Here is an 18,742-nt window from a genome sequence, read left to right as displayed (position 1 = left end):
CTCACTTCAGGTTCTGCGAAATCCCGCGGATGTCATCCGCCGTGACTTCAGCGGTCAGCATGCCGCGCGAGCGGGACCAGAGGTCCGACGAGACATCGAAGACCTTGCCGCTCTGCACGGCGTCGATCTCCTGCCAGAGCGCCTCATCTGCCCAGTCCTGATCGAGCGACGGCTCGCCCTCGGATTTTCCGAGGATCAGCACGCCAGGATCAAGTTCGGAGACCTGCTCGAGCGTGACCTGCTGATAGAGTTCGCCGTAGTTGTCATCGCCGGTTGCATCCATGACCGGAGCGAACCCGAAATAGTCGAGCAGGCTGCCCACGTAAGACTGGGGGCTATGAAGCCAGAGCCCGTTGGCGTTTATCACGCCAAACTGGGCCTGCCGACCATCGATTTCGGCCGCTATTTCATCGCGAATGGCAACCATACGCTCTTCGTGGTTCTTCTGGAACTGTGCCATCTCCTCGGCCCTGCCCACCGCTTCGCCAATGCGTGCAGCTTCGTCGAGGACATCGCCATAGTCGCCGGTCAGGCTGTCATAGACCACCGTCGGCGCAATCTGGCCAAGCGTTTCATAGATCGCCTCATGCCGTGTCTTGTCGGCGATGATCAGGTCCGGTTGAAGCGAAGCGATGACCTCGAGGCTCGGCGTTTTCCGGGTGCCGACACTGGTCCACTCATCACCGATGATGTCGCGCAGCACGGGCTGGATGCGCTCGCGCTTGTTGTCATCGGCGACGCCGACCGGGGGGAGGTCGACGGCAGCCAGCGCATCGACGAACGAAAATTCAAGCACCACTACACGCTCCGGCGCGTCCGGCACCTCGGTCGTGCCAAGCGCGTGCGTAACCTCGCGAGCTGAGCTCGCGGTCGCCACAAGACCGGCGACGGCCAGTGCGCAAAAAATGATCCGCATCTTCATTCCTCTTGATGAGCATCCAGCGATTTCCGAGCGGAATAGTCAGATTAACGCGCCGCGTAAAGTTCTTCTGCGGTGGCTACAGCCGGAGCTGTTGCTCATGGCCGCCTCTTTCGGCAGGAGTGTCAGCATGTTGCGTAAGGGCATTCATGCTTTCGGTTCGTCACTTGGTCACCGCCGCTGGCGCCGTTCCAGACTTTGATCTGGAGGCCGGAATGTGCCTGGCCGTGACCGGTCCCTCGGGGGCAGGAAAATCCCTGATGCTGCGCGCAGTCGCGGATCTCGATCTGGCGGAGGGGGAAGTCTCGCTGAACAGACGTGACCGCGACAGCTTTGCACCTCCAGATTGGCGTCGACAGGTCTGCTATCTTGCCGCGGAAGCCGCCTTCTGGCGGCCGACGCTCGGCGACCACTTCTCCATGCGCCCTGCCACCGCTACACTTGCCGCAGTTGGCCTGAGGCCGGATCGGCTGGATGCTCCAATCCTGCACCTCTCGACGGGCGAGCGGCAGCGCGGGGCGCTGCTCAGGGCTCTGGCGAGAGAGCCCCTCGTGCTGCTGCTCGATGAGCCGACAGGCTCATTGGATGAAGTGGCAACGTTTCAGGTAGAGGCGGTTTTGAAAGATTTTCTGCGTCGCGGAGGTGCCATAGCACTCGTGACGCATGACGAAGAGCAAGCGAGCCGTCTGGGCACGCGGCGCTTGAGGTTCTCCTGATGAACTCGCCCGAGCTGCTCGACATTCTGTCGGCCGCTAGCCTTCTTTTGCTCATCACCTCCATTTCGCTTTTTCTTCGCTTAGGCTTGGGTAAACCGCTGTTGATCTCGGCTTTCAGGATGGTGGTCCAGCTATTTTTCCTCGCCTACATCCTCGGTTGGCTCTTCAAAGCCGACAACCTTGCCGTCACCCTCACTGCGATGATCGCGATGGCAGGGTTCGCCGGCGCCGAAGTTGTCGCGCGCCAGGAGCAGCCGCCAGGCCGCCTCTGGACCGGCCTCGTGGGCGTAACGGCCATGCTCAGTGCCGGTCTGGTCGTCACACTCCCGGCGCTCGTGCTCTTGAGCGGCGAAAGCCATTGGTGGAGCCCCCGCGTGGCCTTGCCGGTCTTCGGAATGGTGGCAGGAGCGTCGATGACGGGGGTGGCACTGGCCCTCGACACGTTCGCGCAGGGGGTGCTTCAGGACGCGCGCGCGATCGAGGCGCAGCTTGCTCTTGGCGCCGCACGCATGGCGGCTCTGCGGCCAATCATCCGGCAAGCTGTCGCCCGGGGAATGATGCCCACCATCAACGCCATGGCGGCCATCGGGGTTGTCACCATTCCGGGGATGATGACGGGTCAACTGCTCGCTGGCGCGGAGGTTTTCGCGGCTGCCAAGCTCCAGATGCTGCTGATGTTTCTCATTGCCGGTGCGACTGGCTTGGGCACACTGGGCGCCACTTACGCTATGGCATATCGCGTCACCGATTCACGACACCGCCTCAGGCTCGAACGGCTCCGCCTCAGGACATGACCGCCGTCGGCTCTTCCAAGTCGAAACCGTTCATCTCCAACTCTGCCCGACGGACCTCTCTCCGGCATCAAGCTCGGCACAGGTCGCAGGGCGCGTAACCTGCCTCGGTTCGGGGGGCTGGGTCTGTCCAAGCCGCTGGAAAACCTCTCGTGCCTGGGCCTCGGGCGGCAGATGGCAGGGGCCACGCCAGAGGCGCGGCAAGCAGCGGCCTTGCCTCTCCGCCTCGATGAGCGCGTTTGCGTCCTGCGCCTCGACGCGTCCGTGTTTGGTCATGGCCGGTAAACCCAAGGTCGATGCGGACAGACGGCAGCCGCCAAGATGGGTGCTCTCCCAAACCTCAAGATCGTCTGGCGCGCGCGCTGCGAGAGCCTTGTAGGCGGCAAAGCCCCACCGCGCGCAGCACCGATCCTTTTGCCCATGGGCGCAGACCAGCAGCAGGCGCCGGTCGGATACCTCCCATCCGGTGAAATCCCGCCTCGCAACGGCGGCCAATGTCCTTGTCAGATCCGCGCGCGCCACGCTGCATGTGAGGTTTTCGGGGAAGAGCCAGAGCTTGTGGCACGCCTCGGTTTCGCCCTTGCGGTCGACCAGTTGCACCCGCCGGCCACCTGCGGTGAGCGCGGCCGTGAGTGCCTGCTCCTCGTTCGTCATGTCCGAGGCGGCATCGATCGTGCGGGTCCACCGGCCCTTGGGCCACCGAATCAGCAGTATGCTCGCCCGATGCGCGCCGGTGCCGGCCAGGTGCTCGCCAGCGACGATACTTTCCTCGCGGCAAAAATGGCGGGGCGAGACGCTCATTCTGCCACACCGTAAATCCGGGCGATATCACTCAGCATGAGGTCCGCCATCACCCATGGTGCTCCAGATAGGATCGCGCACGACCGAAAGTGAGTGATAGAGCGGGTCGGCCAGGGCTTCGGATGCAACTGCGGGGCATTCCCTGTCACCCTGGTCTCAGGCGAAGTGGAAAAACCGGCCGCCTTCCATCTTGGAAATGCTCTCCTTGCCCGACAAAAGCTGCAAGACGAAGGCCAATGGAAGGCGGCCGCATGCCGCCTGCCTTGTCCTGCGGCCATATCTTCTATTTTCCGGAACACGGTCACCCTGCTACTTTCTGGTCGCCGGAGGACACATGGCAAATAAGCTCCCCTCGCCCTGCATCGACGTCTGCAAGTTCCGCCGCGAAGGCCATTGCATCGGCTGCTCGATGACCAAGGCCCAGAAGAAGATGTTCAAGACGCTGAAGAAGCCCGAGCATCGCCAGGCCTTCGTCACCATGCTGATCCATCAGCAGAACGATCTGGGCCGCTACCGGCACTGGACCCCGGCCTATCTGAAGAAATGCGCGAAGAAGGGCGTGGCGCCGCCCGTCCCGGCCTGAGCCCCACCGCACCGGGCCGACGGCGGTTATGGTCCGAGCGCGTGTCTTGTGGGTCCTTCTGAGACGGAGAACGGCGCCCTCGGGGCGCCGCTCGACCGTCTTGGTCGCCGGTTATCAGCCGAGATGCGCGCGCAGCATCCAAGCGAATTTCTCGTGGGTTCGCCCGCGCTCGATGGCGAGATCCTCGGTCAGGGTATCACCGTGATTGGCTGCGAGTTCGCCAAGGCCCCCCAGCGTAGCAGCAATGGTCTCCTGCGCTTTCATCAAGATTTCGACCATCTCGCGATCACTCTGATGACCGTCGTGCTCTTCGACCTTTGATCGCTCGAGCATGCCGGCAAGTTTGCCCTCGGCATGCTCATTCAGGGCACGGATACGCTCGGCAAGATCGTCCTGCGCCTGAAAGTGATCCTCGTAGATTTCTTGGAACAGGCGATGCAATTCGCCGAAAGCCATACCGGTGACGTTCCAGTGGAAGTTCTGGGCGAGCATGGTGGTGACCGCGGTCTCCGCCACGCTCTGGTTCAGCGCCTCGGCGATCTCCTTCCGAGCATCGGGGCTTAACTCGATGGCAGGCTGTGTCATGACGCAATCCTTTCCAGCTTCGGGGATGCCGGATCATCTGTCCCGTCCGCCAAGCGTGTCAACGTGTCACTATCGGACGCAACGCGAGCGACCAGATGAACCAGAGACCGCCGGACCTGCGCTGGCACGCGGCTGTGCAACAGGAACGTGGCACTGATCAGGTCGTCATCGCGCAGAGCGGCGATCAGGCGCAGCAGCCAGCTTTCGTCGAAGGACAGTGCCCGGGCGGTCGGTCGATAGAAGCGGGGAGAGCGGCCAAGCGCTTCACCCAGCGTCCGGATTAAAGCATCGAGCACGGTTTCCGGCGGAATGTCTCGCCGAGTGCCAACCATGGCGCAGGCCTGCGCCAACTCGATCCGGCTCCGGGACCGGCAACGTAGGGCGGACAGGCGCATCTGGGCCAGCAGCCGCCGGTCCTTGGGCTCCAATGAAGCTCGCTGGTCGCTGTCAGAGACGACGCGGAGGTCGGAGGCGGCGAGGAACATAGTTTTATCCAGGTTCAGAGTCGGTCGAGCATCTTGTTTCCCGACGATGTCCATCGGGCATCACGTCGAAAAAGGGGACGGATAGACATCGGCCTCCGCCGCTCCTTCATTCGGCTTTCTCATACCCGACAAATACTGTCAGTCAACTTGTCTAATCCGACAGATTTGCTTAGGCGTCGCAACAGGGGCAGAGCATGACCGGATACAACAATTCAGATGCTCCGGAAGAGAGCGCTGCATCTCGCCTTCGCGTGGCGGGTGTCGCGGTTGGCTATGGCGACGCGCCAATCGTCGGTGATGTTTCCCTCGATGTGCCGGATGGCGCATTGACGGTTCTCGTTGGTCCCAACGGCTCCGGAAAATCCACCCTCATGAAGGCCATGGCCCGCGTCCTGCCCGTCAGCAGCGGGGAAATCCGGCTCGATGGCCGTCCCATCGGGGCTATGCCGACGCGCGAGGTCGCCAAGCGACTTGCCCTACTGCCACAGGGGCCGATCGCCCCGGAGGGGCTGCGCGCGCGCGAGCTGGTGGCGCAAGGGCGCTATCCGCACCAGTCGCTGTTGCGGCAATGGTCGCGGCGGGACGCCGAGGCCGTCGAGGCCGCAATGCAGGCGGCGGATGTGATCGGGTTCGCCGACCGACCGGTGTCGGAGCTCTCCGGCGGGCAGCGGCAACGCTGCTGGATCGCCATGGTGCTCGCGCAGGAGACAGACATCCTGCTCCTCGATGAGCCGACCACCTTTCTCGATCTAAAGGTTCAGGTCGACCTGATGCGTCTGTTGCGGCGGATCGCGAAGGAAGACGGGCGCAGCCTGGTCGTCGTCCTGCACGAGCTCAACGTCGCGGCCGCCTTCGCCGATCATCTGGTCATGATGCAGGACGGCCGCATTCTCGCCGAGGGCCACGTAGAGCGCGTCTTCACCGCCGTGAACCTGCGGAAGGTCTTCGGTCTCGAAGCGAACGTGCTGCGCGACCCCGCAAGCGGCCGGCCGGTCTGCGTGCCGGTCGTCACCCCGGACGAGGACGTCATGTCCCGGATCGTCGCGCAATGACGGCGCCTTCGACCCGCCCTGCGCGCCGCCCCGGCTTTGCGCCCCTGCTGGCGCTGGCCGCGCTCGCGCTTGCCTTTGCGTGGCATGTCTCGGTCGGGGCCAGGACCATTCCGCTCCCGGTCGTGGCCGAGGCGCTGCTCTCCTACGACGCGTCAGTCTTCGAGCACGTGGTGATTGTCGACCTGCGCCTGCCACGCGCGCTTCTTGCGGCGATGGTCGGCGCCGCGCTCGCCGTATCCGGCGCGCTCATGCAGGGCGTGACGCGCAACCCGCTGGCCGATCCGGGCATCCTCGGGCTGTTGATCGGCGCCTCCTTCGCGGTGGTGCTTGTTGTGGGCGTGTTCGACCTTGCCGCCCCAGCGCTGATCCCGCTGGTCGCGGCCCTCGGCGCGGTCATCGCGGCCATGGCCGTCTGGGGGATCGCCGCGGCCGCGCCTGGCGGGGCGATGCCGCTCACGCTCGTTTTGTCCGGCGCGGCGGTCACGGCCTTTCTCGCCGCGCTCGTGACCATCGCGAACCTGCTCGACGAGCAGAGCTTCGAGCAGCTGCGGGTCTGGATGACCGGATCGCTCGCCGGTGCGCAGGGCGGCGTCATGCTCTGGGCCCTGCCCTGGTTCGGCGCTGGTCTCGTCGTCGCCTTCGCCATCGCGCGGCAGGTCACGGCGCTTGCCATGGGCGAGGAGACAGCCACGGGGCTGGGACTGAATGTCGGGCGGGTGAAGGCGCTCGCGCTCTTCGCCGTCGTGGCGCTGACCGCGGCCACCGTGGCCATGGCCGGACCGATGGGCTTCGTCGGCCTCGTGGTGCCGCATGTCGTGCGCCTCTTCGCCGGGCAGGATTACCGGCAGATCATGCCATGGTCGGCACTCGCGGGCGCGGGCTATCTCCTCGTCGTCGACGTGGCCGCGCGCATGGTGCTGGCCCCCGTCGAGATCTCGACCGGCCTCGTCACCGCCCTTCTTGGCGCGCCGATCTTCGTCTGGCTGGTGAGGGCACGGTTGTGAGCGCAGGCCTGCTCATCCGGCTCGACGGGCCGGTCACATACACCCTGCCGGTGCATGCCCTGACCGTGCTGGCTGTTCTGTTGGGCCTGACCTGCACCCTCGTGGTTGCCAGCCTGATGGCCGGCAGCTACCCGCTCGAGGCCACCGAGGTCGTCATGACCCTCGCCGGGCGGGCACCGTCGGATATGGCGCAGACGGTGGTCTGGCAGTTCCGCTTCCCGCGCGCCCTCGCCGCGCTTGCCGCCGGTGCACTGCTGGCGCTGTCGGGCGCGACGCTCCAGAACGTCACGCGCAACCCGCTGGCCGACCCGTCGCTGGTCGGGGTGAGCCAAGGCGCGGGCCTTGCCGTCGTCGCGGCGATGGTGGCCTGGCCCGAACTGCCCCAAGCAATGCGACCCGTGCTTGCCTTCGGGGGCGCCCTCGCAGTGGCCGCGCTGATCCAGGGCATCGCGATGCGCAGATCGGGCGGGGCGACAATGCGCTTCATCCTGACCGGCATCGGCGTCGCGGCCTTCGTCTCCGCGCTGACCTCGGCCTTCCTGACCTATGGGCAGATCGACCGCGCGCTCTCGGCGCTTGGCTGGTTGGCGGGCTCGGTCCATGCGGCGGGCTGGGGCGAGGTGGCGGTCCTGGGCGGCGCTTTACTTTGCCTCGCCCCGGCCCTCGTTATGGCCTCGCGGCCGATGGCGGCAATGCGCATGGGGCCGGAGATGGCGGTGGGGCTCGGGCTGCGGGTCGGCCGGACCCGCATGGCGCTAATCACCCTGTCCGTGGCGCTCGCCGCGGCGGCGGTGGCGATGGTCGGACCGATCGGTTTCGTCGGCCTCGTCGCGCCGCATCTGGCCCACCGGCTGGCGCGTTGCGGTGTGGGACTCCACCTCGCCCTCTCGGCGGCGACCGGCGCGCTTCTCGTGGGCGCGGCGGATCTGGCCGGCCGCCTTGCCTTCGCACCGGTCCAGATCCCGGCGGGACTGGTGACGGCACTTATCGGCGTGCCGCTCTTCGTATGGCTCCTTCTTCGCACTCAGGCGAGGGCCAGCCTGTGACGAGGATGATACGACAAAGCCGGGCACCGTTCCCGACCGACGGCGCCGCGTTACGGAATGATGCCGTCGGTGCCGATTTCGCGGCGGCCGCCGCGCAACTGCCTCGGCTGCGCGACGCCTTCTCGGCGCGGCTGCACGCGGGTCCTGCCCCCGAAGAGGTGCTTCGCCTCGATACGCCAGGGGCCGAGCTGCTCGAAGCATGGCTTGGCGCGGAGGCACAGGCGCAGCCGGGCGCCGACGACAAGCTCGCCGCCGCCTACCTGCTGGGCCGGACCGCCTTCGCCGTCAGCGAGGTGCTCGCGGCCTTGGCGCTGAAGGGGCTGCGACCCGCGCGCCTCGCCCCAAATACCGTCGCGCTGACCGCACGCCGCGCCCTATGGCACCTCGATGGGCAAAGCGGCGAAGGCCGCGCCTATGACGTCGTGCTTTCTGAAACGGACCTCTTGCCGTGCAGCGCGCCCGCCCCAATGCTGGGCGCCGCGCTGCCCGAGCTGTTCGCGCCGCTCGTCCGGTCTCTCGTTGATCGCTCGGGCCTGTCAAAGGGCGCGCTGTGGAGGCTCGTCGGCGATGCCCTGTCAGGCGCGCTCCTGATGCAGGGCAAGCATGCGGGCCGGGAGGAGGAGGCCATGGAAATGGCCTACGCGGCTCTGCGCGATCGGCAGAACCCACTCCATTCCCGCCAGACCGGCTTCGTTCGGATCGATCTGCCCGAGCGGCCGGATATCGGCGAATGGTTCCGGGCGCGGGGCGGCTGCTGCCGCTACTACACGACAGAGGGCGGTGCATATTGTTCGACCTGCGTCCTGCGCGACCCCAAGAGCCGCAAGGCGCTGCTGCGCGCCCATCTGCGCCGCAAGCACGGGCTGGAGAAGGCGTGACGAGTCCCCTCACCGACCGAGCATGCGGCCATCACAGTCCGCTCACTCGCCCGCGCCTGCCATCGGACCTGCCGCCGCGGGCGCGACATCTCATTTCGCAAAACCGGAGAAGACCATGCTGCGCCTGACTACGGCCATCTCGCCCATCATCATCGGCCTTGCGGGGCCTGCATTCGCACAGGATTACCCCGTGACCTTCGAGCACAAATTTGGAACGACGGTGATCGAGGAGGCGCCCGAGCGCGTTGCCTCGCTCGACTATGCCGGAGCCGACGATTTGCTCGCCCTCGGCGTGCAGCCCGTGGCCATCCGTCACTGGTATGGCGATTACCCCCGCTCGGTCTGGCCCTGGGCCGAGCCCCTGCTCGAGGGAACCCCGACAATCCTGCGCGGCCAGATCGACTTCGAGGCGATCGCCGCCGCCGAGCCGCAGGTGATCGTCGCCCTGTGGTCTGGTATCACCGCCGAGGAATACGAACGCCTGAGCTTGATCGCGCCGGTGGTGGCGGTCCCCGAGGGCGTCGGTGACTACGCCCTGCCCTGGGACGAACGTGCGCGCCTGACCGGCCGCGCCGTCGGACGCGAGGCGGAAGCCGAAGAGCGGATCGACGCGGTTGAGACCGAGCTTCAGGCAGCGGCCGATGCCCATCCGGACTGGGCCGGCAAGACTGCCGCCGTTGCCTATATGTGGAACGGCGACCTGGGCGCCTACACGTCGAACGATGTCCGCCCGCAGCTGCTTACGGAGATGGGCTTCGAGACGCCGCAGGCGATCGACGATCTGATCATCGGCAATGAATTCGCGGTCAACTTCTCCCCCGAGGACCTCTCGCCGATCGATACAGATCTTCTCGTCTGGCTCCCGGAGGAAGAGAACAGACAGCCGATCCTCGACCTGCCCGCACGCAAGTTCCTCGATGTCGCCCAGGAAGGGAGCGAGCTCTTTCTCGACGAGGAGCTGGTCGGCGCGTTCTCGCATGCCTCTCTCCTGTCGATCCCCTATGCGGTGGAGCGCCTCGTCCCGTTGATCGAGACCGCTCTCGACGGCGATCCCGCGACGACCGCTGATGCGAACTGAGCGAGAGAGGAGGAGAGGTCTCATGAAGCATCTCGCCACCATGGCCCTGATCGCGGTCGCCGCGCCTGCGGCCGGGCAGGAGGTCCGCACTGTCGCCGACGGCACCGGGGTCGAGTTCACCCTGCCCGCCAACCCGCAGCGGATCGTCTCGCTGCATGACACCTCGCTGACGGTCGCGCTGCTGGAACTGGGGATCGAGCCGGTCGGCTCGCACGGACGGACTCGGGCGGACGGCACGCCCTATATCCGCTCCTCCGCCACGGCCACGGGGATGGATTTCGCCAATTCCGACATTGCGTTCATGGGCGACTTGCCAGCCGATGTGGAGCGCGTCGCCGCGGTCGACCCCGATCTGATCGTGACGACGAACTGGCAGACAGCCGATCCGGACAAGCTGCGCCGGATCGCGCCGACCTATGTCTTCGACATCGCAACGACCGACGACTTCGACGTCTACGCCGAGCTGGCGGAGATCACCGGGCGCAATGATCGGCTGGCCGCGCTCGAAGCACGCTATGAGGCGCAGCTCGATCTGGTCCGTGGCCAGGTCGAACCGGAAGAGTTGCGCGTCTCGGTCATTCAAGGGCATGACGGCGAGCTGCTGGTCTGGAACACCTATGGCACGCTCGGCAAGGTGCTGCGCGACGCGGGCTTCGAATTCCCAGAGATCGTCGACGCCATCGAGGGCAACGAGCGTCAGGCATTCTCGGCCGAGATGCTGCCGCGATTCGACGCGGACATGATCTTCGTCACCTATCGCGCCGACCGCGGCGAAACGGTCGCCGATGCCAAGGCCGTCCTGGACGGCGTCCTGCCCTCTTGGGGCGACGCGCTGCATGCCTGCCGCGAAAATCAGATCGTCTACCTGCCGCGTTCGCTCGCGTCGACCTCGACCTATGACGCGGCCGGCACTCTCGCTTATACCGTCCTGAGCCATATGGGCGGGCGCGAACTGGTGCGGATGCCGGATCAACTGCGGTAAGGAAAGAAGATGCCACTCGGGGAGCGGACGTCGCAGCATGGAGAGGCGGCGCCGCCCCGAGCAAGGGCGGCATCGAGACTCGACTACCTCAACCTTGGCCATGCTGGGCATGATCCGCACAGCATGGCTCTGTCCGCTCCAGTTCCTGTCCGGTAACCCCTCTTATCAGCCATAGAAGCGGATTGTTGGACTACATGCCACATCCTACCTCAAACGGCCGTTTTTGACGACGTGGCTATGGGAAGGGTGTCCTGCGACATTGAGAGCTGACCTCCAAAGTCCCCTCCCAACAGGGCAGGAGTTCCGGTAGGGCTCATCTCGGTTCCGCTCCCTCTTGCCCTGCTGTAGCGTCGCGCCATGTGACCATTCCTGATGACGATGCGGCACGACCGAGGACTGCTGATGGAGCACGACAGAGACGCCAATCTCGCGAACGAGATCCTCCAGACCCTGCCGCTGCCCGTTCTGGCCCTCGATGCGGATCTTCGTGTGGAAGCGGCCAACGATGCCTTCCTTGGGCAGTTCCGCGTCGCTCGCGAGGAAACTCTCGGCCGCCTGGTCTACGACTTGGGCAACGGCCAGTGGAACATCCCGGAACTACGCCGCCTCCTGGGCGAGATACTGCCGCAACAGACCTTCATTTCCGGCTACCGGGTCGACCACGACTTCGAGCGCATCGGTCGGCGCATCATGTCGGTCAGCGCCCGACGGATCATCCGATCCGGCAACCCTGACCTGATCCTCCTGGCCCTGTCCGACGAAACGGAGCGCGAAGGGCTGCGCGCCGAACTGGCGGGACGGCTCGAATTCGCCGACAAGCTCATCGACAGCGTGCGCGAGGGGCTGCTGGTCCTCGATCCCGACTTGCGCGTCCGCTCGGCCAGCGAGGCGTTCTACGAGGCGTTCAAGGTCGATCCGTCGCAGACGGTCGGCCGTCTCGTCTACGACCTCGGCAACGGCCAATGGGACATTCCCGAACTGCGCCGACTGCTGGAAGATATCCTGCCGCGGCAGAACAGCTTCGACGATTACGAAGTCACCCATACCTTCGAAGACATTGGCGAGCGGGTGATGGTGCTGAACGGACGGCGTCTGGATCACATGCAGCTGGTTCTGCTCGCCATCCGCGACATCACCGATGTCCGCGAGAGCACGAGCCGATTGAAGGAGGTCTCGGCGGCTGCGCATATCGGCGTCTTCGACGAGGACCGGCGGGCCGGCACCCTGTTCTGGTCGCCGGAGTTGCGCGACATACTGGGCTATCCGCATGATCGCCCGCCGCCGCAGGCTGGCATTGTTCCGGACTTCGTCCATCCCGAGGACAGGGCAGCAGTGGCCGAAATGTTGTCCGAGACGCTCGATCCCCGAGGCGACGGCGCCATCTTTCACGAACACCGCGTCATCCGGCCGGATGGCGCGGTGCGCTGGGTGCAGATGCACGGCCGCACCGAGTTCGCGACATTCGGCGGCGAGCGACGCCCGGCACGCATCCGCGGCGTGCTCCTCGACGTCACGGAGCGCAGGGCTGCCGAAGAGCGGCTGCGCGAAGCCGAGACGCGGCAGACGTTCCTGCTCGAACTCAGCGACGCCCTCCGCACGCGCTCGGAGCCTTCCGACATCACGGCGGTTGCCACCCGGCTGCTCGGAAAGAAACTGGGCGCGACCCGCGCCTATTTCGCCGAATGGCCGCGGGGGGAGGATTACGGTCTGGTGGCCCCAGATTATGCCGTGCCCGGCGCCCCGAGCTTGGAGGGGCGTTACCCCACTGCTCAGTTCCGCTCGGCCTACGAGCAGCTTTGCGCAGGCGGCACATGGGTCGTTCAGGACGCCGCGGTCGCGCGCGAGGTGGAAGAGGCGGAACGGCAGTATTACTGCGACGTGGGCGTGAGGGCCTGGGTGGACGTTCCCCTGGTGAGGAACGGCGAACTCAGGGCCGCCCTTTGCGTCGTGCAGGACAGCCCCCGGCAGTGGAGCGATCGCGACATCGCCCTTGCCCGGGAAACCGCGGAGCGCTGCTGGGCCGCAGTCGAGCGGGGTCGCGCCGAGGCAGCGCTTCGGGCGAGCGAAAAGCGTTACCGCGATCTGTTCGAAGCCATCGACGAAGGCTTCTGCGTGAACGAGTTTCGCTTCGACGGGCCGGATGGGCGTGTCGACTATCGCGTCGTCGAGGCCAACCCGGCCTTCTACAAGCATACCGGATTTTCGAAGGCCATCCTCGGTCAGTGGCTGCGCGAGGCCGCACCGGATCTCGAGGAGCATTGGTTCGAAATCTACGGTCGGGTCGTCGAGACCCGCGAACCGATCCGGTTCGAACAGAAGTCGGATCTGCTCGGGCGCTGGTTCGATGTCTACGCCTTCCCGGTGGGTGCCCCGCAGGACCGGCGCATGGCCGTGCTCTTCAAGGACGTCTCGCAACGGAAACAGGACGAAGACCACCAGAAGATGCTGATGGCGGAACTCGACCACCGCGTGAAGAACGTGTTGGCGGTCGTGCAGTCGATCGCCCGGCAAAGCCTCGGGCGGGGACAGTCGTTCGGACCCGAGGCGGCGGATCGGCTCGTCGGCCGCATCAATGCCCTGGCCCAGTCGCATGCCCTCCTGGCCCGAAGCCAATGGGAGGGCGCACGCTTCGACGATCTGGTGGAGAGCGCCGTCGCCCCCTATCGCGGCGATCGCGCCGAGCGCATCGCCGCCAGCGGGCCGGACCTGAAGGTGACGCCCAAGGCGGCCCAGACGCTGAACCTGGCGTTTCACGAGCTGGTCACGAACGCTGCCAAGTATGGCGCGCTCTCTCGTGACGCGGGGCAGGTGACGGTGAAGTGGCATCTGGCCAACAGCCGGGAGGCGCCGCGTCTTGTCATCACGTGGCAGGAGCAAGGCGGTCCGCCCATCGAGGCGAGACCCAGCCGGAAAGGCTTTGGTTCTCTTCTGATCGAGCGGGCACTGGCCGCCGAACTCGAAGGGGCGGTCTCAGTGGACTATGCGCGCGACGGGCTGCGCGCCACCTTCGATCTGCCGGTGGACAAGCTGCGGGTGCGGGGGGGCGGTCGTGCCCCTGGCTCCCGTGAGAAACGGGCAGGTCCTGCCGGAGATCCGGCGGCCCTGCGGGGCCGGAAGGTCCTCGTGGTCGAGGACGAGCATCTCGTCGCCCAGGAGGTCGCGGACATCCTCAGGTCCGCCGGCTGTGCCATCGCAGGTCCCGTCGGAACTCTGCCCGGGGCGTTGCAGCTGGCCGCCTCCGAAGACCTCGATGCGGCCGTCCTGGACATCAACCTCGATGGCGACCTCGTCTGGCCTGTGGCGCGCGCTTTGCAAGCGCGGCGCATACCGTTCATCTTCGCCTCCGGTTACGGCAGCACGATTTCACCGCCGCCCGAGCTCGCGTCTGCGGAGCGGATCGAGAAACCCGTCACGCCCGAAAGCCTGCTCTCGGCTCTTGCCGCTTCGTTCGAAGGGACCGCGGCGAGCAAGAGTAAAAGGCCGGACGGGCCGTAGCCTCCCTCGGGGGCTTCACACGCTGCATGACGCCAGGGTCTCACCACGGACATCTGCCCGCCCGAGGAGCTAATCTGGGAAGTTCGTATGTCGTCCGCAGAGTGGCCTCCCAGGAGCCGCGTCGTCCAAATACATGGGGCCGCTCAAGCTTTTGGGCTTATGCCCAAGGGGGTATATATTGAAGCTGTATCCTCGGCCAATCCGATGCGATAGAAGTCGTTAGCAAATTAAGAATTAGGTGGGTGGTGAATTGCGCCGCAACTGAACCGCCCGCCATTCTCTTTTTGATATACCATTTCATTACATCTGTCCCAGAGTGGATGCTCGGGGAACAAAATTCCTTGCATATCGCTTGTCCGGGGAACTGCAAAATTTGCAAGTCATCTTCGGAGGACAGCATGACACATACCCCACCCGATCAAGGCGCAGCTCACACGGATCGCGCCAGCGCCCCGGAGCTGTTGTCCGAGGCAATGAACCATGCGACGGGCATGATGCGCGGTGAGCTCGACCTCTTCCGCGCCGAGATGCAGCAGAGCCTGAACAAAGCGATTGCCGCCATCGCCATGATCGCGACCGGCGCGGTCCTGCTGCTCGTATCCCTGAATGTTTTCGCCGCCGCTTTCGTGGCATGGCTGACCGAGGCCGGCGTCGGGCCGGGCTGGTCGGCGCTCATTGTCGGCGGCGTGCTCGCGATCATCGCGGTCGTCCTGGTGATCAGCGGAAAAAACAAGCTGAAGCTGGTCAATCTCGCGCCCACCCGCACTGTCCGCAACGTTCAGCGGGACGCGGAGACGTTGAAGGAGGCGCGCAATGGCTGACCACACCGGAAACAATACTCGTTCCCCCGAGGAGATCGAACGGGATATCGCGGCCGAGCGGCAGCAGCTGCATGACACGATCGACGAAGCGCTGAGCCGTTTCACCTTCGAGGACGCCTGGAACCGAGCCGGAGGGTATCTCAAGGAGAACCGCTCCGAGTTCGGTCACAGCTTCGGCCGGGTGCTCCGCGAGCGTCCGATGGGGGTGGTGCTGACGGCCGTGGGCCTCGCATGGCTGTTCTTCGGTCCGAAGGAAACGGCCAGGCGACGCTCCTTTTCTTCTCGCCGGCTCGAGGACGAAAGGGCCCGCGATCGCAGGGAGGCAGAGCGCGAGGCGTATCTTGCGGAGGAGTGGGAAACCGAGGCTTCCGATCGCAAACCCGGGGTTTCGGACCTTCCCGACGAACCGGCGGTTGAGCCGGCACGCCCAGTGTCATCGCCGGTGTCTACGGGTGTCGCCCCGCCCCCCAGCGCCTCCGGTGCTGTGCCAGTCACCCCGCAGAAGCGCGACCCCTCCGCACCCGCGCGCGAGAGCGAGGCGGTCCGACCGGCTTCGATGACTCCATCGGCGTCATCCGCCCCCACTCCTGCTGGGGAGCCGAGGAAATCGGCCGATCATTCTCCGGACCCTGTCACTCCCACCAGGGAAAGCGATCGAAAGTTGTGACCTCCGCGCCCACGGTTTGAAAACACCTTTTCCAGGAGGTCGGTGGCTGGCGCCAGCGACCCCCTAGAAAAGCGCAATCAATGGATGTGGAAGGCGCGCATTCGACAAGATCTGTGATCGATCAGTCCATGAGGCAATCGTCAGAGCAGATAAAGCGCCAGCGGAAGCCTTCGGGCGGATAGGCAAGTTCCACCTCGCCCGAGAACGCCCCCTGGACGAGCCGGTCGAGCACGATGCTTCCGAAGCCTTTACGGGTGGGGGCTTCGACAAGCGGCCCGTCCCGCTCAGTCCAGCATACGGTCAGTCGCCGGTCTCCATTCGCCGTATCGGAAACATCCCAGACGATGTCGACATGACCGGCTTCCTGTGACAGCGCGCCATACTTGCCGGCATTCGTGGCCAGCTCGTGAAACGCCATGCCGAGCGTCTGGGCGGCTTCCGCGGTGATCGCGGCCTCCGGTCCTCGCAAGTGAATGCGCGTGCCGATCAGATCGTCGAAATGTGCCAGCTGGCCGCGCACCAGATCCCCGAGGCGCACACCGTTCCAGTCGTCGTTGACAAGCAAATCGTGCGAATGGGCGAGTGCCCGCAACCGGCTCTCGAACCGGGGCAGAAACTCGTCGGGATCAGCTTGCCAGATCTGCCGGGCGATCGCCTGCACCAGCGAGAGCGTGTTCTTGGCGCGATGATTGATTTCCCGCATCAGGAACTCGGCATGCTCTTTGGCTTTCTCGCGTTCGCTCACGTCGAAGCCGGAGACGACGATCTCCCGCACGCTTCCATCATCGTTGATGATGGGTGACAGCAGCATGTCGACGGTCACGCGTCCGTCGCCCGGCGTCCGTGCCACGGCATCGTAGCGCATGACCTCACCGGCGGCCGCCCGGGCGATGGAAGCGCGTAGCTTTTCGGCGACCTCGGGGTCGTAGGACCAGCCATACGTCTCCCAAGCCAATTGCCCCACGACCTCGTCACGCCCGACCCCGCCTGCCTCGAGCGCCATCGCGTTCGCTTCCACGATCCGCCCTTCGAGGTCGAGCGTGCCGATGAAGGCGACCGCATTGTCGAGCACCAGGCGCAGCCGCTCGGCGCTGTCGCGCGCCTTCCGTTCCATGCGATGCCGCTCGGTGATATCGAAGACGACGCCGATCATCCGGACTGGCCGTTCGCCCTCATACCGGATGACCCGACCTCGCCCGGCGATATGGCGAATGTCTCCGTCAGGCCGCCGGACCCGGAACACGGCATCGAAGTTCTTTCCATCTTCAAGGGAGCGCGCCAGCTCTGTTTCGACCATCTCCCTGTCATCGGGATGGATCATCTCGAAGAACAGGTCCGTCGAGACCGGCGTGGCAGGATCGAGCCCCAGAAGCTGGTAAAGCAGCGGGGTCCAGACCACATCGCCGGTGGCAAGGTCGAAGTCCCACGCCCCCATGTTGGCAGCCTCGTGGGAAAGGTGCAGCCGCTCCTCGCTCTCGCGCACTGCCGCTTCCTGGGAGGTGCGGTCGGACAAGTCGTAGAAGTAGCAGGCCACGCCGGGCCGGCCGTCCGGCAACCGGATCTGTCTCAACGCCCATGCGTAGGTTTCATCGGCATCGCGATCGCGTCGATGCTCCTGCGCCAGCAGGTCGCAATACGCCTTGCCCGTGTCGCGGGTGTTCTGGATGCGAGCGATGACGGCCGACACGAAAGGCTCGGACCAGATCGCGCGCAGCAGTTCGCGGTAATCGCGACCGACCAATGGAGTGATCCCGCCGAAGGCTTTCACTGCGCCCGCACTAACCTGCACGAGCCGAAAGTCCGCATCGATCACGCAGATGCCGAAGGGCGCCCCCTCGATCACTTGGCGAAAGGTTTCCGAGCCTGCCGGGGTCGTGGGGTGAGCGCGCTTGCTCTCGGTGATGTCGGTCACCGTGCCCCGAATGCGCCAGGCCAAGCCGCTGACCGGGTCCAGCGGTCCCAGAGTTTCCCCTCGGTCCCTGATCCACCGAACCTCCCCATCTCGCTGGAAAAAGCGATACTCGATTTCGAAGGGACCCAGCCTGCGATACGCCATATCCTGCAAACCGCGCAGGCGAGCGCGGTCTTCGGGGTGCACCCGCTCTTCGGTGATACGATCCAGATCGAGATCTCGCGTGGGCGGCAGGTCGAGAACCCGATACATCCCCTCGGACCACCAGGGCTTTGCCTGCGCCACATCATATTCGTAGAAGCCGATATCCCGTGCTGTGCCCAGCATGGCTTCCTGTTGACCCGCCTGAGTATCGCGCATCCGTGTGACGTCGATATTGAGGCCATGCAGACGCCGAGCCTTCCCGGCCGGGTCGCGCGCGATGGTTCCACGGTCATGAACCCAGAGAACCTGTCCGTCAGGACGGACGATCCGGAATTCGTGCTCGTAGCTGTCTCCGGCTTCCAGAAAGCTCAGTGTTTCAGCCTCAACCCGTAGCCGATCTTCGGGATGCACGAGTTGCAGAAAACCCTGTTCCGCAGTCGGCGGGCGGCGAAGGCCATAGAGCTTTGTCAGCCCTTCGGACCAGACGAGGCGGTTCTCGAGAACATGCCACTCATAGGTTCCGCAGCCTGAAATCCGGTCCAGGACCCTGTCCATATCGGGATCTTCCTCGATCATCATCTCTCCAAGGCAGACCGGAACTGCCAGCGCATAGCTCGCCTTGAGCGAGCGTCATCGGACATACCATATCTTTTGGGAGAAGTTCAGTGCGAGCCCGAAATCGCCGCCTTTGTCTTCAATCGAACCAAAACCCGCCGGCCGGCCTCTACCGCTCGACGCGGATCAAAGACGGGCCCGCAAACGGCAACCTGCCTCTCTGGGGTA

General features: G+C 65.2%; 18 protein-coding genes. 13 read left to right on the top strand and 5 right to left on the bottom strand.

The genetic code is table 11. The features are described 5' to 3' along the window. Position 1 precedes the first annotated feature (1 nt). The gene (locus ACRAQ3_RS16100) at positions 2–916 is read right to left on the bottom strand and encodes an ABC transporter substrate-binding protein (protein WP_432256512.1); all 915 of its coding nucleotides are present in this window, start codon (positions 914–916) and stop codon (positions 2–4) included. Between ACRAQ3_RS16100 and ACRAQ3_RS16095 the strand changes: the two genes are divergently transcribed. Genes ACRAQ3_RS16095 through ACRAQ3_RS16085 form a run of 3 tightly spaced genes read left to right on the top strand, consistent with a single transcriptional unit; the run spans position 906 to position 2,429 of the window. Continuing rightward, entirely contained in the window at positions 906–1,121 is a 216-nt protein-coding gene (locus tag ACRAQ3_RS16095; protein ID WP_432256578.1) for a hypothetical protein, read from the top strand. The genes ACRAQ3_RS16100 and ACRAQ3_RS16095 overlap by 11 nt on opposite strands. Next, the gene (locus ACRAQ3_RS16090; RefSeq protein ID WP_432256511.1) at positions 1,069–1,635 is read left to right on the top strand and encodes an ABC transporter ATP-binding protein; all 567 of its coding nucleotides are present in this window, start codon (positions 1,069–1,071) and stop codon (positions 1,633–1,635) included. The genes ACRAQ3_RS16095 and ACRAQ3_RS16090 overlap by 53 nt, the downstream gene beginning before the upstream one ends. Continuing rightward, positions 1,635–2,429 carry an ABC transporter permease gene (locus ACRAQ3_RS16085; RefSeq protein WP_432256510.1) on the top strand — a complete coding sequence of 265 codons (795 nt, stop codon included), beginning with the start codon at positions 1,635–1,637 and terminating at the stop codon, positions 2,427–2,429. The genes ACRAQ3_RS16090 and ACRAQ3_RS16085 overlap by 1 nt, the downstream gene beginning before the upstream one ends. A 30-nt stretch (positions 2,430–2,459) precedes the next feature. Here ACRAQ3_RS16085 and ACRAQ3_RS16080 read toward each other — a convergent pair whose 3' ends face one another. Beyond that, complete coding sequence (locus ACRAQ3_RS16080) at positions 2,460–3,227, bottom strand: sucrase ferredoxin (protein ID WP_432256509.1); 768 nt, start codon at positions 3,225–3,227, stop codon at positions 2,460–2,462. A 334-nt stretch (positions 3,228–3,561) separates the two neighbouring features. On the opposite strand from ACRAQ3_RS16080, the gene ACRAQ3_RS16075 reads away from it, so the two are divergent. Then, on the top strand, positions 3,562–3,810 hold the full coding sequence (locus tag ACRAQ3_RS16075) for a DUF1289 domain-containing protein (protein WP_432256508.1): 249 nt from the start codon (positions 3,562–3,564) through the stop codon (positions 3,808–3,810). A gap of 114 nt (positions 3,811–3,924) precedes the next feature. Here ACRAQ3_RS16075 and ACRAQ3_RS16070 read toward each other — a convergent pair whose 3' ends face one another. Both ACRAQ3_RS16070 and ACRAQ3_RS16065 read right to left on the bottom strand, forming a co-directional pair. Next, positions 3,925–4,395 (bottom strand): Dps family protein, encoded by a 471-nt coding sequence (locus ACRAQ3_RS16070; protein ID WP_370162766.1) that lies wholly within the window; start codon positions 4,393–4,395, stop codon positions 3,925–3,927. Further along, a complete protein-coding gene (locus ACRAQ3_RS16065; protein ID WP_432256507.1) occupies positions 4,392–4,934 on the bottom strand; it encodes a hypothetical protein in 543 nt (180 codons plus the stop codon). The genes ACRAQ3_RS16070 and ACRAQ3_RS16065 overlap by 4 nt, the downstream gene beginning before the upstream one ends. A gap of 140 nt (positions 4,935–5,074) precedes the next feature. Between ACRAQ3_RS16065 and ACRAQ3_RS16060 the strand changes: the two genes are divergently transcribed. The 9 genes from ACRAQ3_RS16060 to ACRAQ3_RS16020 all read left to right on the top strand — a co-directional run bounded on the left by ACRAQ3_RS16060 (position 5,075) and on the right by ACRAQ3_RS16020 (position 15,903). Then, the gene (locus ACRAQ3_RS16060; protein ID WP_432256506.1) at positions 5,075–5,932 is read left to right on the top strand and encodes an ABC transporter ATP-binding protein; all 858 of its coding nucleotides are present in this window, start codon (positions 5,075–5,077) and stop codon (positions 5,930–5,932) included. Continuing rightward, on the top strand, positions 5,929–6,936 hold the full coding sequence (locus tag ACRAQ3_RS16055) for a FecCD family ABC transporter permease (RefSeq protein ID WP_432256505.1): 1,008 nt from the start codon (positions 5,929–5,931) through the stop codon (positions 6,934–6,936). Before ACRAQ3_RS16060 ends, ACRAQ3_RS16055 begins: the two co-directional genes overlap by 4 nt. Further along, a complete protein-coding gene (locus ACRAQ3_RS16050; RefSeq protein WP_432256504.1) occupies positions 6,933–7,982 on the top strand; it encodes a FecCD family ABC transporter permease in 1,050 nt (349 codons plus the stop codon). The genes ACRAQ3_RS16055 and ACRAQ3_RS16050 overlap by 4 nt, the downstream gene beginning before the upstream one ends. 5 nt (positions 7,983–7,987) lie before the next feature. After that, complete coding sequence (locus tag ACRAQ3_RS16045) at positions 7,988–8,860, top strand: (2Fe-2S)-binding protein (RefSeq protein WP_432256503.1); 873 nt, start codon at positions 7,988–7,990, stop codon at positions 8,858–8,860. A gap of 115 nt (positions 8,861–8,975) precedes the next feature. Beyond that, the gene (locus ACRAQ3_RS16040) at positions 8,976–9,938 is read left to right on the top strand and encodes an ABC transporter substrate-binding protein (protein WP_432256502.1); all 963 of its coding nucleotides are present in this window, start codon (positions 8,976–8,978) and stop codon (positions 9,936–9,938) included. 22 nt (positions 9,939–9,960) lie between these two features. Further along, on the top strand, positions 9,961–10,920 hold the full coding sequence (locus ACRAQ3_RS16035) for an ABC transporter substrate-binding protein (protein WP_432256501.1): 960 nt from the start codon (positions 9,961–9,963) through the stop codon (positions 10,918–10,920). 402 nt (positions 10,921–11,322) lie between these two features. Then, positions 11,323–14,415, top strand: coding sequence for a PAS domain-containing protein (locus ACRAQ3_RS16030; RefSeq protein ID WP_432256500.1), 3,093 nt, complete (start codon positions 11,323–11,325; stop codon positions 14,413–14,415). A gap of 398 nt (positions 14,416–14,813) precedes the next feature. Continuing rightward, entirely contained in the window at positions 14,814–15,236 is a 423-nt protein-coding gene (locus tag ACRAQ3_RS16025; protein WP_432256499.1) for a phage holin family protein, read from the top strand. After that, the gene (locus tag ACRAQ3_RS16020) at positions 15,229–15,903 is read left to right on the top strand and encodes a DUF3618 domain-containing protein (protein ID WP_432256498.1); all 675 of its coding nucleotides are present in this window, start codon (positions 15,229–15,231) and stop codon (positions 15,901–15,903) included. Before ACRAQ3_RS16025 ends, ACRAQ3_RS16020 begins: the two co-directional genes overlap by 8 nt. Positions 15,904–16,024: 121 nt before the next feature. Here the strand turns inward: ACRAQ3_RS16020 and ACRAQ3_RS16015 are convergent, their stop codons facing one another. Then, complete coding sequence (locus tag ACRAQ3_RS16015) at positions 16,025–18,535, bottom strand: PAS domain-containing protein (protein WP_432256497.1); 2,511 nt, start codon at positions 18,533–18,535, stop codon at positions 16,025–16,027. Positions 18,536–18,742 lie beyond the last annotated feature (207 nt).

Source organism: Limimaricola sp. AA108-03 (genome assembly GCF_050847355.1).
GTDB lineage: Bacteria > Pseudomonadota > Alphaproteobacteria > Rhodobacterales > Rhodobacteraceae > Limimaricola.
Note: the sequence above shows the minus strand (reverse complement) of the source record. Positions and strands in the feature narration are given on the sequence as shown.

What these genes read in the sequence shown, in the direction of transcription:
- ACRAQ3_RS16015 (WP_432256497.1), bottom strand. Translation starts at nt 18,535, where the DNA reads ATGATCGAGGAAGATCCCGATATGGACAGGGTCCTGGACCGGATTTCA.
- ACRAQ3_RS16020 (WP_432256498.1), top strand. Translation starts at nt 15,229, where the DNA reads ATGGCTGACCACACCGGAAACAATACTCGTTCCCCCGAGGAGATCGAA.
- ACRAQ3_RS16030 (WP_432256500.1), top strand. Translation starts at nt 11,323, where the DNA reads ATGGAGCACGACAGAGACGCCAATCTCGCGAACGAGATCCTCCAGACC.
- ACRAQ3_RS16035 (WP_432256501.1), top strand. Translation starts at nt 9,961, where the DNA reads ATGAAGCATCTCGCCACCATGGCCCTGATCGCGGTCGCCGCGCCTGCG.
- ACRAQ3_RS16045 (WP_432256503.1), top strand. Translation starts at nt 7,988, where the DNA reads ATGATACGACAAAGCCGGGCACCGTTCCCGACCGACGGCGCCGCGTTA.
- ACRAQ3_RS16095 (WP_432256578.1), top strand. Translation starts at nt 906, where the DNA reads ATGATCCGCATCTTCATTCCTCTTGATGAGCATCCAGCGATTTCCGAG.
- ACRAQ3_RS16070 (WP_370162766.1), bottom strand. Translation starts at nt 4,395, where the DNA reads ATGACACAGCCTGCCATCGAGTTAAGCCCCGATGCTCGGAAGGAGATC.
- ACRAQ3_RS16065 (WP_432256507.1), bottom strand. Translation starts at nt 4,934, where the DNA reads ATGGACATCGTCGGGAAACAAGATGCTCGACCGACTCTGAACCTGGAT.
- ACRAQ3_RS16090 (WP_432256511.1), top strand. Translation starts at nt 1,069, where the DNA reads ATGCTTTCGGTTCGTCACTTGGTCACCGCCGCTGGCGCCGTTCCAGAC.
- ACRAQ3_RS16100 (WP_432256512.1), bottom strand. Translation starts at nt 916, where the DNA reads ATGCGGATCATTTTTTGCGCACTGGCCGTCGCCGGTCTTGTGGCGACC.
- ACRAQ3_RS16025 (WP_432256499.1), top strand. Translation starts at nt 14,814, where the DNA reads ATGACACATACCCCACCCGATCAAGGCGCAGCTCACACGGATCGCGCC.
- ACRAQ3_RS16040 (WP_432256502.1), top strand. Translation starts at nt 8,976, where the DNA reads ATGCTGCGCCTGACTACGGCCATCTCGCCCATCATCATCGGCCTTGCG.
- ACRAQ3_RS16075 (WP_432256508.1), top strand. Translation starts at nt 3,562, where the DNA reads ATGGCAAATAAGCTCCCCTCGCCCTGCATCGACGTCTGCAAGTTCCGC.
- ACRAQ3_RS16085 (WP_432256510.1), top strand. Translation starts at nt 1,635, where the DNA reads ATGAACTCGCCCGAGCTGCTCGACATTCTGTCGGCCGCTAGCCTTCTT.
- ACRAQ3_RS16055 (WP_432256505.1), top strand. Translation starts at nt 5,929, where the DNA reads ATGACGGCGCCTTCGACCCGCCCTGCGCGCCGCCCCGGCTTTGCGCCC.
- ACRAQ3_RS16060 (WP_432256506.1), top strand. Translation starts at nt 5,075, where the DNA reads ATGACCGGATACAACAATTCAGATGCTCCGGAAGAGAGCGCTGCATCT.
- ACRAQ3_RS16080 (WP_432256509.1), bottom strand. Translation starts at nt 3,227, where the DNA reads ATGAGCGTCTCGCCCCGCCATTTTTGCCGCGAGGAAAGTATCGTCGCT.